Origin of the sequence: Paucimonas lemoignei (assembly GCF_004342585.1) — a bacterium.
Lineage (GTDB): Bacteria > Pseudomonadota > Gammaproteobacteria > Burkholderiales > Burkholderiaceae_D > Paucimonas > Paucimonas lemoignei.
On sequence record NZ_SLZQ01000002.1, the window covers coordinates 119027 to 131584 of the forward strand.

General features: G+C 50.2%; 11 protein-coding genes and 1 tRNA gene. 7 read left to right on the forward strand and 5 right to left on the reverse strand.

Translation table 11 applies throughout. The features are described 5' to 3' along the window. Window positions 1–332 precede the first annotated feature (332 nt). On the forward strand, window positions 333–860 hold the full coding sequence (locus tag EDC30_RS19980) for a site-specific integrase (protein ID WP_424446901.1): 528 nt from the start codon (window positions 333–335) through the stop codon (window positions 858–860). Window positions 861–1915: 1055 nt separating this feature from the next. Here EDC30_RS19980 and EDC30_RS03740 read toward each other — a convergent pair. From EDC30_RS03740 to EDC30_RS03750, 3 genes are all read right to left on the reverse strand, one after another. Then, window positions 1916–2155, reverse strand: coding sequence for a hypothetical protein (locus EDC30_RS03740; protein ID WP_132257436.1), 240 nt, complete (start codon window positions 2153–2155; stop codon window positions 1916–1918). Next, window positions 2155–2421: a MarR family winged helix-turn-helix transcriptional regulator gene (locus tag EDC30_RS03745; RefSeq protein ID WP_132257438.1), complete on the reverse strand. Its 267-nt coding sequence runs from the start codon at window positions 2419–2421 to the stop codon at window positions 2155–2157. Before EDC30_RS03745 ends, EDC30_RS03740 begins: the two co-directional genes overlap by 1 nt. Window positions 2422–2595: 174 nt before the next feature. Then, window positions 2596–3240 (reverse strand): recombinase family protein, encoded by a 645-nt coding sequence (locus EDC30_RS03750; protein WP_132257439.1) that lies wholly within the window; start codon window positions 3238–3240, stop codon window positions 2596–2598. Window positions 3241–3461: 221 nt separating this feature from the next. On the opposite strand from EDC30_RS03750, the gene EDC30_RS03755 reads away from it, so the two are divergent. From EDC30_RS03755 to EDC30_RS03775, 5 genes are all read left to right on the forward strand, one after another. Further along, window positions 3462–4526: an HNH endonuclease gene (locus EDC30_RS03755; protein ID WP_132257441.1), complete on the forward strand. Its 1065-nt coding sequence runs from the start codon at window positions 3462–3464 to the stop codon at window positions 4524–4526. A gap of 204 nt (window positions 4527–4730) precedes the next feature. Beyond that, on the forward strand, window positions 4731–5723 hold the full coding sequence (locus EDC30_RS03760; protein ID WP_132257443.1) for a nucleoside triphosphate pyrophosphohydrolase family protein: 993 nt from the start codon (window positions 4731–4733) through the stop codon (window positions 5721–5723). Then, window positions 5638–6345: a thymidylate synthase family protein gene (locus tag EDC30_RS03765; protein ID WP_132257445.1), complete on the forward strand. Its 708-nt coding sequence runs from the start codon at window positions 5638–5640 to the stop codon at window positions 6343–6345. Before EDC30_RS03760 ends, EDC30_RS03765 begins: the two co-directional genes overlap by 86 nt. Window positions 6346–6352: 7 nt before the next feature. Then, window positions 6353–7495: a uracil-DNA glycosylase family protein gene (locus EDC30_RS03770; RefSeq protein WP_132257447.1), complete on the forward strand. Its 1143-nt coding sequence runs from the start codon at window positions 6353–6355 to the stop codon at window positions 7493–7495. Window positions 7496–7665: 170 nt separating this feature from the next. Continuing rightward, window positions 7666–7744: transfer RNA gene (locus tag EDC30_RS03775), tRNA-Ile, on the forward strand. Between the two features lie 219 nt (window positions 7745–7963). Here EDC30_RS03775 and EDC30_RS03780 read toward each other — a convergent pair. Continuing rightward, window positions 7964–9646: a phosphoethanolamine transferase gene (locus tag EDC30_RS03780; RefSeq protein WP_132257448.1), complete on the reverse strand. Its 1683-nt coding sequence runs from the start codon at window positions 9644–9646 to the stop codon at window positions 7964–7966. Between the two features lie 366 nt (window positions 9647–10012). Between EDC30_RS03780 and EDC30_RS03785 the strand changes: the two genes are divergently transcribed. Further along, window positions 10013–11245 carry an MFS transporter gene (locus tag EDC30_RS03785; protein WP_132257450.1) on the forward strand — a complete coding sequence of 411 codons (1233 nt, stop codon included), beginning with the start codon at window positions 10013–10015 and terminating at the stop codon, window positions 11243–11245. A gap of 10 nt (window positions 11246–11255) precedes the next feature. Here EDC30_RS03785 and EDC30_RS03790 read toward each other — a convergent pair whose 3' ends face one another. Beyond that, window positions 11256–12392, reverse strand: a complete 1137-nt coding sequence (locus EDC30_RS03790; RefSeq protein ID WP_132257452.1) for an FUSC family protein — start codon at window positions 12390–12392, stop codon at window positions 11256–11258. Window positions 12393–12558 lie beyond the last annotated feature (166 nt).

Below are 12558 nucleotides of genomic sequence, written 5' to 3' on the forward strand. Positions count from 1 at the left end.
GGTTGGTTCTACAAGGACTTGCGTCAGCAATGCGCAAGGCTGACAAGGTCTCTCTGCATGACGCGTTGGAACGGTACGCAAGCGAGGTAACCCCTTCAAAGAAGGGACGACAACAAGAGATGTCTAGGTTACGGCGATGGCAAAAGAATCCTTTATCCGCCCAGCCACTGTCTCAAATTCGCGGAGCTGATCTGGCACTCTACCGTGATTCGAGACTAGAAGAGGGAGTAGGGTCGAATACCGTACGTTTGGATTTGGCGTTGATCTCGCACTTATACGAGGTCGCTCGTAAGGACTGGGGGTATGAAACACTTTTCAATCCAGTGAAGGCAATGCGTAAGCCAAAGCTCCCGAGAGGACGTGATAGACGGCTTCTTGCTGGAGAGGAGGAACTCCTGCTGGGCTACTGCGACAAGACAGGAAATGTGCTGCTCAAGGCCATCGTTATTCTCGCAATCGAAACGGCAATGAGGCGTGGTGAACTGGCTAATCTGACATGGAACGACATCAACCTAGATACCAGAATGGCCTACCTTCATGATACGAAGAATGGAGAATCCAGGATCGTTCCTTTGTCTACTAGAGCAGCATCAGCCATCCAGTACATCCCCCGCACATCGAGCGACTTCTTAGTGAGCCTACATAGGGATAATGTTAGTGCAGCTTTCGCAAAGGCATGTAACGCATGTGGTATCAAAGGACTACGCCTGCATGACCTGAGGCATGAGGCAACCTCGCGTCTTTTTGAGAAAGGACTGAACATGATGGAAGTATCGACTATTACCGGACATAAGAGTCTTTCGATGCTGAGGCGATACACTCATTTGCGACCTGCTGACCTTTTGAACAGGTTGGGATAGAGGTGAGTGCTGGAAGCCCTTGGCTTGCTTTTTGAGCGACATCACTAGGTACTTGGCTGATGCAGCACCATCCTCGCCAAGATGCTCTCTCGCTTTGGTGTGCCTGCCAGAGAACTGGAATAACGGACCAAGAAGAGATGATCCAGCGAGGATTCCTGTCTTTTCTAGGGTTTTCACGTTGCGGCGAACATTGGCAGGTCGTTGCTCGTTGAGTCGCGCATACCATACGACCAGTTTGTCCATTCCGGGAGTTACACCTCGCCGGTGGTTCCTAAATGAGAGGACGAACAAAGCAAAATGACGGACTTCCTCCCTCAGAGTATTGAGAACAGCTTGTCGTCTCAGAGCGTTCTCGCTCAAATACACGACGGGCCATACTTCAGGATTGTTCCTCAGAGTCTTTGCGGGAATGACTTCACCTGTCCTCATGTCGACATACTCAGTCACAACAGGTGACGGATACCGACTTACTTCCTTCCCATTGATCGTAATAGGAGGATCGACGCGTCGTCGTTCATAGGCGACTGAAGCAACTCGATAGACAGGCGTTTCGTCTTGCTCTTGATAGTACATAATGGGGATTCCATAAGTGATTGATTTATTTGGATTATGTGGTCAAAAAAATGAGCAGCTTGCTCAGATTTGAATCGGTCTTCACAAAGTAAAATGCTCGGTGTCTTGATGATGTGCAGCGGCACCACTGGAGGGGATAGCGGTCGCGTGGACTTTCTGTAATGTGCTGAGTCGATGCTTGCAAATACTGATAACCAAAGACAGGCACCGCGTAATTGTGCAAACGATGAAGGTACTTCCTGCGCTTTGGGATTGAGTCGCCGGGTCCATCTCGAAACGAAGCTCGACTTATCGTTCCTAAATGTGTGGAGTAATTACACAGCGTCGATAAAAAGACTATTGAACAGTAATTGGCTTAGTCGACATGTAGTTTGGATTGCTCTACCTAAGGTGGGTAGTAATTGCAGGATCACTGTCCGTGTGGAGATGAAATAAAAAAGGCCACCTCAAAGTGGCCCCAAGTGTTTCGACTATTTTATGTGTCAAAGATAGTCGTCGATCTTGTAGATCACGCCACCCTGTTCCCAGATTGGGTCGGTCACAATGCCTGCAGCTGTAAAGAAGGCCTTGAGTTCCTCCAGTTCATGTTGGATCGCAGCGAACCTCTCTGTGTATGCAATCTGGATGGGCTTACCGTCCCATGTCGCACCATTGCGAACTGCTGCCGGGACCAGCACATAGTCCCCTGGACCGTCCCATTCAACCTCGAAGTCAATGTTCATTAGCGTCCTACGTGAAGTGCCAGCTTCGTTACAAGGGCCAGTCCATTTGGAGTGAGATGGCAGGTCTTCTTCCTACCATCTTCAGGATTGGGCTTGAGTTCTACAAGGTTCAGACCCGGCTTGCCTGTGCGGTGTACCTGTCCGAGAGCTTGGAGGTTGCGCGTGATCGACGCGGTGGTTTGGTCTGTCAGGTTCGCTGCTTCGATGACACCAAGGCCTTCACGTAAGGCCACGGTAATCAGGGTCGCAGCTTGCTGAAGCGGCATGTCAGGGTCTAATCTCCTCAACTCCTCGAATACACACCAAATGCGATGGGCTGCCTGTTTAATCTCTCGGTTGTGTTCACAAGCATTGACATGAGGTGAGCTGTTCTCGGTTATTTGTATAGGCGATCCCATTGTTCATTTTGCATACTGATTGAACTGGAATAATCGCATAAATTATTTCCTTGGTGTAATGCTTGCGACATCGTTGCGAGCCTTGATCCGATGGGAGAGTCGGGATAGCGTCGATCTAGAACAGCCACTAGCAGCGATAATGTGGTTCCAACTGTCGCCCCTACGAAGCATCTCCATGATAGCTTCATTGCGTTCAGTATCCTCTTTTCGTCCTTTGTAGCCACCCTCGGCTTTGAGCTTTGCGATGCCTTGTTGCTGCCGCCTGCGTCGGTCCGTGTAGTCCTTTCTTGCGATCGCTGCCAGCATGTCGAGCATCATCCCATTCAAGGCCTCCATCATCCGCGAAGTCATCTCGTCAGTCGTGTTGGTCATCATCCAAGACGTAGGAAGGTCGAGGGCGACCACACGGACCCTACGTGATTGAAGTTCGGCCTTGAGCTTGTCCCAATCCTCGGCATTTAGACGGGACAGACGATCTACCTGCTCGATTAGCAGGATGTCTCCTGCATGGCAATCTGAAAGCAGGCGAAACAACTCTGGACGCTGAAGGCTTGCTCCTGATTCGTTTTCGACATAGAAGGCAGCGATCCGCAGGCCCCGTTCGTTGGCAAATGATTCAAGGTCAGCCTTGGCTCGGCTAGCGTTTTGTTCTGCGGTAGAGGCTCTGAGATAGGCACGGACAAACATTGCGAAATCCTACTGGTTCGTTTTGGATGGTTCGCATTATGTCGGTACGATTTGGGTTAGTCAAGGTGCTATACCGAACCAGCCAGCGAAGTTACTTAATTGGTTCGCATACGGTGTACCCATTTGAAACCAACTACTTTCTACCAATTCTGCACAGTTACCTTTTAGCCTTGCTCTCCTTATAATTGTCTATCTGCAATTTTTTCAATGGGCTAAGCCAAATGACCCGTTTTACCTTCCAGGTAGGAAAAGCATACAAGCGTAGTCAGATCAAAGAAGCCATTGGATTGGACCCTAATGCCAAGGGAGGACCTTGGGACACTGGATACGCTGAACGGGATGGCGCGGACTTCATCTTCTGCAACATAGGTACTGCAGGGCGCACAGGCCACGACTACGATAACTACTTCGATGGTCCTGATCTTGTATGGCGTGGCAAGACTAACAGTCACCGAACTCAACCAACGATTCAAAGAATGACCGCACCAGGTGCAGAGGTTCATGTCTTCTGGCGTTCAGATGAGCGTGACCCGTTTACCTATGCAGGAATTGGGACAGCCGTTGAGGTTACCGACGAAAAACCAGTCAGAGTACGTTGGCAATTCAACGGCACATCCTCCAATAATCGCAAAGATAACCGTAGCTTAGAACGACTCCCCTCCGAGGCACTAGATAAAGTCAGCGCGGAGCATGTCTGGAAAGCTGTGCAAATGCTTTTGGAAGGCTATGCCGATCATCAGTTTGCTGCCTCCACCGACTATGATCTCGTTGCAGAAGATGGAGAAAGACTGCCACCAAAGGCAGTGTTCGGCGTCGCTGCTAAACTTGCACTTGGATTTGAGGTTTTACCAAAACACTTTACTGCAGGGGTGACTTCCACCTGTTTCAGAATACTGAAAGAGGCAGGCTATCCAATTGTCCCAAAGAACGAGCCGTTACCCGAAATACCGCCACCCTTTTCAACAGAAGACCAAGAATGGACAGAGGGAAAGCCGAAGTTGGTCACACATTTAGTAAAAGAGCGTGCTAGGGGGCTTTCGCAAGCAAAGCGGAGCCAGTTCAAACGCGAACACGGTAAGTTGTACTGTGAAAAATGTGGATTAGATCCGGTGGAAATATACGGCACCCCACATGCTGAAGCTTGTATAGAAGTTCACCATCATGAAGTACATGTCCGCGACATGGTCGAAAACCACCGCACTTTACTTGAATCGCTTCAGTGCCTTTGTGCTAACTGTCATCGGCTTGTTCATAAACTTCTGCGAGAAGGAGTTATAGGTACTTGATCCCAGGCAGTGGGGAGGGGGGAATTATCCCAGCTCAAACATTGAAAAGGGGTTTCAAAAAATTTTGCCCAAATTTTCACTAGGCATTTACTCGTTAGCAAAAAAGTACCAAATGTAGAAACATTTACCGCAAGTAACGTTAGAATTGCTAACTATGAGTAAAATCAATGCGCTTGTAAAAAACAAGTGTAAAGGAGCTGCCGAATGAAGAATAAAAGTCGTAAAGGCAAAGAAAGCACCCTAACGTTAGAAGAATATCAGGCTGCAGTTGAAAGAACCGATGAAAAGAAAAGAGCAATTATTTCGTTGCTCGGCCTTGTCGGTGAAATCGGTGATTTACACAGCACCTATAAAAAGGGCCTACTTCATAATCAGCATCCCGTCTTCAGGCGCGAGGTCGCCGAAGAATTGGGCGACATCCTTTGGTATGTTGCAAGTCTCGCAACAAGAAATAAGCTCTCCCTTGAAGACATAGCCAGAGCCAATCTGGTCAAGGCCGGGCAGCTTTTTGACACAGGACAGAAGACTGAATTTGACAGAGGCTACGAGGAAGATGAGCGTTTTCCCCGCAACTTTTCAGTCGTTTTTGAAGAAAAGAAGGTAGGCGACGCTGTTCAAGTGAAAATTTGCATCAATAACGTGTACGTCGGCAATGGACTTGACGACAATGCTCACGCTGATGACGGATACCGTTACCACGACGTATTCCATCTTGCTTACACCGCAATTTTGGGGTGGTCACCCGTAATTCGGGCTCTCCTGAGGCGGAAGCGCAAGAGTGACGACGATATTGACCGAATCGAAGATGGAGCTAGAGCGATCTTTTTAGAGGAAGCTATTTCGGTCTTTGTATTCAATCAAGCAGCAGAGCGCAATTACTACCGGGACATAAATTCTATTGATACCGGGATGCTGAAAACAATCAAGAAGTTGAGTGCCAATTTAGAAGTAAAGCAATGCACTGCTAAACAATGGCAGGAAGCGATTTTTCAGGGCTACGCCATGTTTCATTTACTAAAAGAAAATGGCGGAGGGACTATTTCAGTAGATCTAGATGCCCGCTCAATATCATATACGCCTAATAAAAAAACGAAATCAACAGGAGTGAGGAATGCTGGACGTACAGGAAGTAACGTGCCTCGAAGCGTGGCAAACCGGAGCCAGAAAAATAGTTCAAGGTCGCGGCGAAGCGTTTAATCTTATTACTGAGATTGCACAGCCGACACAGTTAGACTCTCAGTGGCTGCAAGATTACTCACCGCATCGAACAGCGGGAGTAGAACGAATTGAAGACGTAATAGATACTATCTTTCCTATTTCATTACATCAGCGTTTCCCGGTACGGGCCGAACTTTATTCAAAATACTTGACCCGGCATCGCAGAGCCATGAAGTGGTCTCGGAATAGAGGGCGATGGGGCACATATTTTGAGCGTTTAATCGCCTTTGGACGGCCCGAGCCTGTGAATCAACTGGAGCGTGTGATTGAGAAGCTGACGACCTGGGAGCAACGAAATACAACAGGGCTTGTCTTTCATCTTTCCTCTCCTGCAACCGATGCTCCACGCACTCGCGGTGGACCCTGCTGGCACTTCGGTGAACTCTTATGGCACTCAAATAACGTACTTGACCTTGTTGTTGTTTATCGCAACCATGACTATTTCAACAAGGCTCTCGGTAATTTTATTGCACTTGGGCAGCTCCTCGGCTTTATAGCTGGCGAATCAGGAAAGACAGCTGGAAAATTGATTTGCCATTCTGTGCACGCGTACTCAGACAAATCGCTGGCAAACTTATCTACTTTGGCGCGAATCACTTAGGGATTGAATGGAATTGGCAAAAGGAACAATTGAAAAGAAATTTTCGCAACTTATTTCAGATGTAAAAGCTTGCAATAAGTGCGCAAGAATGTGCAACAGTGAGCGAGTGTTGGGGCCGGCAAGCGGTTCGCTTACTGCCAAAGTAGTGTTTATTGGTGAAGCACCAGGCAGACTAGGTGCAGACGAGTCGCAAATACCGTTCCACGGTGATAAGTCTGGTCACAACTTTGAGTCGCTACTCGAACAAGTCGGCCTAAACCGTTATGAGCTGTTCGTAACAAATGCAGTGTTGTGCAATCCCAAAGACGCAAAGGGAAACAATGCGACACCGACTCCAACAGAGATAAAAAACTGCGCCGAGTTTTTGCAAAGGCAGATTGAGTTGATAGACCCGAAGATCGTTGTAACGCTCGGAGGAACTGCATTGAAGGCATGCGGGCTTGTTGAGGAACATGAATTAGACCTAAGAACTCACGTACGAACTGCACATCCTTGGCTAAATAGAATGCTGATCCCTGCTTATCACCCTGGGCAGCGGGCGATGATCCATCGAAGTTTCGCAAATCAGTTGTCTGATTACCAGTTTATTGCAGAGCTTACTAGGCGTACCGCAAAGAAAACGACGAAGAGAACAACGGCCCGAACAAGTCGAGGAACAAGAGAACTAATTGATCAGATTACTGCAAGACGACCGACTCTTTCATATTTTGCTTTGCATAAGCTGGCTTTTTTAATAGAGGCGCGAGCAATTGACGAGCTAGGTGAGCGACTCACTGACTCGTACATAATCCGTCAAAAGGATGGGCCGTACTGGGTGGAGCTGCATCCAAAGAAGTTGGAATCTTTGGGTATCAATTTGTCCATTTATAATCGAGCAGGCTCACTTGTTATACAGCGGCAGCCAAAATACGAGCTGTTTGAGAATGTTGACGACAAACCATCAGGTAGCCGCTTCACTAAAAACGAACTTGGGATAATTGACCATGTGTTGGAAAAGTATGGAAGCTTGCCTGATGCTGAGTTGAAGCGAATTACCTACACGACAAGTGTAATGAGGCGTGTTCTGCGAAAAGAAAAGGCACTTGGACTGAATCTGTTCAATGCCCCTTTGTTGGTCCCTGATGTCTACGGCGCGGACGAGGAAAACTAAGTAATTCCCAAGCATGCGCAAGAGGAAATTTGAGACGCTTTTGGTCAAAAGAGTTGACGTCCTTTGGAGGCCCGACACTCAGCTTTTTCTATCTCAAAAGGTATAATCCTTGACCCTCAACCTGACCCATTGAAGCAAGAAAATAGGTCGGATAGTGAAGTGTTTTCATAGGGCCTCTAGCTCATGCTTGGTTAGAGCAGCGGACTCATAATCCGTTGGTGCGCGGTTCGACTCCGCGGAGGCCTACCAATAAATTAAGGGCTTGCAGCGTTTCTGCTGTAAGCCCTTTTTTATTCTGAAACCGGGAACACAATCGGGCACAGTAAGCGGCAGCAGAGTCGATACTCCGGCGACCTTGGCCGCTATCGTTAAAGTATCTTCAGGTTGCAGTGAACTGGTAGCCGCTTCTTTGGCTGCCGAGATCGACCATCGCACCGGATAACCCCCCATCTTCATGGAGATCTGTCTTTAGCTATCGTTCGCGCCTACCCGGCATTCCGCCCATATATCGAGCTCCTTGTTGTAAACGTCATTTTTTATACTCATGGAGCCGAGCACAGTATGGTACAGATTGTCATGGCTGTAGGCACGAGATAGCAGCGATTTCAGACACTGCTGGTTTACGTGATTTCGTTTTCTGTACCCATCAGACATCCATACCATAAAAGGAACTTTTTTCTGCTCATCTGGCGCAAACACATAGGGAGCGCCATGCAAATACAGGCTTTTCTCGCCCAATGATTCACCATGGTCGGAAACATAGATCAGTAATGAGTCAAAACGGTCTGACATGGATTGCAACAGCTTGATCTGTTGTGCGATGTTGTGATCTGTATACAAGATGGTATTGTCGTAGGCATTGCGAATTTCAGCGTCCGTGCACTCATTGAGTTCATTGGTGCGGCAAACCGGCGTGAACTTTTCAAATGCCTGTGGATAGCGATTTGCATATGCCGGGCCATGGCTACCGACTTGGTGAAATACGAGGACAGTGTCCTCCCGAGTGGCGTTTATCCGCTCATTCAGTCCCTTCAACATGACTTCATCAAAGCACGATTCAGCGTTGCACTTATCCGTATAGTCATTCGGGCTGTAAGTGATGGTTGTGATTCGGGCGCTAACACCCTTACTTCCAGAATTATTGTCTCGCCATTCGACCTTCACCCCTGCCTTTTTCAGCGCGTCGAGAAGATTTGTCGTGCGCGCTGCCGCGCTGACGCTAAAGTTGTCCCTCTGAAGATGAGAGAACATGCAAGGGAGTGATATGGCGGTCGATGTCCCGCAAGAGCTCACGTTGTTAAAGTAAAAAAGACCATCAATGTTCGATAACTCAGGGTTGGTAGGACGTTGATAGCCGCCAAGCTGAAAATTCTGTGCGCGTGCAGTTTCACCGACGACTAAAAACATCAGCAAAGGCTTATCGCCTGCATTTGCGGCAGGCCTAATCGTTGTCCCAGTCTTGTCGACGAGTAGATTGGCATGCGCGTCCGGAATAATGCTTCGGGCATATTGGATCGTGCCTTGAACCGCGGCTGCCGGAGTCAACAGATAGCGCAGGGGCTTATGCTTACGCAAAAAGGAACTGTAGTGCGCAGAAAAGGCAAAGACTAAAAAAACGCATAACGCCGTACCGCCAACCAAGAACAAAATACCGTGCTTCAAGCGTTGCGTTATTCCATAAGGCTGTATGTGGCATCGCAGGATAAGAAAACATGGCAGCGCGCCGAGTAACGCCGCGTAGGCAAAAAAGCGCAAATTCAGCAGGGCACCAACTTCACGTTTGTCCGTCTCAAACAAATTGCGCACCATATCCCTGTCGATAAATATTCCATAAGTGTCGGCAGAATATGATGCGAACGTGGCAATAATGAAGCTGCATATCGCCACAATTTTTAATGCCCGTCGTCCGGGAATGAGCAAGAAAAAAGATGAATAAAGTATGAGTAAGATAACAAACAATGATGCGATAAATAGCGAGTCCATGACTGAGCCGTTCCATAGAGCGGCAAATGTGGAATGCCAAAAACGCACGTTATATAGAGCCAACAATGCGCCAGCCATCACAACAGCAAAACTAAGATGGGAACGGAAAACGACCTGAAACCGTACGTTTTGTTTATCTGGTTGGGTGAATTGCTTAGGGAAAGACATGCTTTTGATAATTTTAAAAGGCGCCAAATAGAAAATGCACAAACGGTCGGCAGCACGGCGGCGTTGTGGTTATACCGAGGTGGCTCCCCTGAAAATTTATTACCCAGTATTGGCTGAAGAACGCATTAAGGTAACAACTGGCAGTGACTAATTAGTGGAGGAAATGTGAATTTTGTGTGTGGATATCTGGCCTTTTTTGCGGATCGCGCGTGGTGTCGTAATGTGGCGAGCGACTGGTCTACTGGGAAAGGCGTTTAATCAATTAGATAAGTGATGCCGTCTGCGGAGGTTAAAAGATGCTGTTACACTCGTTCTATCGCTAGCCCAATCAATTTTTCGTCATGTGACCATGATGGAAAGCGCTTCATGAATTCTCGCTCCCCGGACGCATCTTCCGATTCCATCCCTTCCACCGCAATTCTCGCTCTGTCACTTGCCGCGTTTGCCAGCGCCATATCACTGCGCCTGACCGATGCGCTGCTGCCGAGATTGGCAAACGAGTTCCATGTCTCTCTGGGCATGGCCTCATATGTCATTACCTGCTTTGCCGTTGCCTATGGGGTATCGCAGCTTTTCTTCGGTCCGGTGGGCGACCGTTACGGAAAGTACCGTGTCATCGCCTGGGCTTGCATCGCTTGCGCCATCACTGCCGCGATGTGTGCATTGGCGCCGACGTACGGGCTGCTGTTGGCAGCGCGGTTATTTGCGGGGGCGACGGCAGCCGCGATCATTCCACTCGCCATGGCTTGGATCGGCGATGTCATCCCATATGAAAATCGCCAGCCGGTACTGGCACGCTTCCTTATTGGACAAATTCTGGGAGTGTCCGCCGGGGTACTGGTGGGCGGATTCACGGCAGATCACCTCAGTTGGCGTGTGCCATTCTGGGGCGTGGCGATGGGCTTCGGCCTGATCAGTATGATCCTGCTGAGCTTGAGCCGTCGCTTGCCTGCGCATGCGCAAACCATGCATAAGGTGGAAGGGCATGCGGTGCAACGCATGTTGAGCGAATTCGGCCAGGTGCTCTCAGTGCCTTGGGCGCGAGTCGTACTGCTGACTGTATTCCTGGAAGGCGCCTGCCTGTACGGAGCATTCGCCTTCATCGCTTCGCACTTGCATCATGTGCATGGCATTTCGTTGTCGAAAGCTGGCTCGCTGGTCATGCTGTTCGGCTTCGGCGGCTTTCTGTTCGCCACCACGGCGGCCGTATTGGTGAAAAGGCTGGGCGAGGTCGGCTTGGCGCGTTGGGGCGGCGTGCTGGTATGCACATCATTCGCGACTGTCGGGCTGGCTCCGGCGTGGCAATGGGCTATTCCTGCGTGTTTCATTGCCGGGCTTGGCTTCTACATGTTGCACAACACTCTGCAGATCAACGCAACGCAAATGGCGCCGGAGCGGCGTGGTGCCGCCGTGTCGGCATTTGCATCTTGCTTTTTCCTGGGGCAGTCGGCCGGCGTGGCGGCGGCAGGGCTGACGGTGGAGCATGTCGGCACCAGCATGATTCTGGTGTTCGGCGCCTTTGGCGTGCTTGCGGCGGCCTTGAATTTCAGCCGCTTGCGTCAGCAGGCGTTGCGTCAAACGGTGCAGGAACAACTATGAACTCAAGCCATCATGGTTTTTTTCTATGCGCGGCCAGAAAGGCGCGGTCATCCACGGTAGAAAAAATGACGGCAAATACGATGCCGATCGCGGCGCCGAGAATGGTATCCAGCACCCGCTCAAACGGCATGTTGGTGGCTGTTGGGGCCGGGGCGACCAGATAAGTCATGAGCAAGGCCATGGGCGTGACGGTAATCTGTCCCAGCGCATAGTTAAAACCGATGATCACTTCGGTCAGAAACTGGAATATGACTACCGCCGCAACCAGCATCCAGAACGATGGCGACTGTGAAAGGATGCTCCAGACAATGAAGGCGCCGACAATGGTGCCCGCCATGCGCTGCAGGGCACGGTTCATGGTGACATGCAAATGCCCGCCTTGCATGACGGCCGTCGCGCCAATTGCCGCCCAGGCCGGATGCGGCCATCCGGCGGCATGGGCAATGAACGCGGCAATCCCTGCGCCAAGGGTAATGCGACCGGCGGCAATCAATTCATGGCTCAGCGAGCGATGGGGCGGGGCAGGCATGTCCAGGCTGGCCAATTCCACCGTCCGCATATGATCCGTCAGCGCGCAGACGATCCATGCGACAATGCCGCCGGCCGCGGTGGCGATCGCCCTTTCGGTTGCGGCTTGCCATGACTCTACCGGCGCCAGCGCACCGCCCACCGCAAACACGATGATCACCGCACCTGGTCCGCCCAGGCGTAAATGGTTGACGGCAAACGTTGAGGCGCCAGCAAGAAGTGCCAGTACCATCACCATGATCGTGGCCGAGGCGCCGGCAAGAGAAGCCAATGAAGGAATCAGTACGGCCAAGGTCAGCAACAGCGCGCAAATCGCGACGATGCGCATGCGATCGCGGACAGGGGCATAACGTCCGAATAACGAGGCCAGGGCGCCGAGCGCGGGATACCCGATCATGTGCGTCCAGGGAGAAAAGTATGTCAGGACGATAGCCGCCAATAATGCCAAGGCTGCCTGTAACCCTGCAATGCTGGCAATTTTGATCGAAGGCGGCCGTGTCAGCGCCATGCTTTCCTGAATCTGTTCAGGAGTAAAGAGCTGGCGTGTGACAGTGCCGCGGGAGAATCTTGACAGGGCGCTTTCGGAGGAATGAGCAGTATTCTTTTTGTCAATAGACATAGCAATTCCTTTCAAGGCCAATATTATGCGCCACTCGTTAAAATGGCCCCGGCTCGTGCCGCGACGGCTTCTCTGTCTTCAGTGGCGTATAATAGAAAAATCTAGATAAATCCGATTGACGATTATCCCGCTTCATGCCTACCTTCACCGGGCATCCAGTTCACGG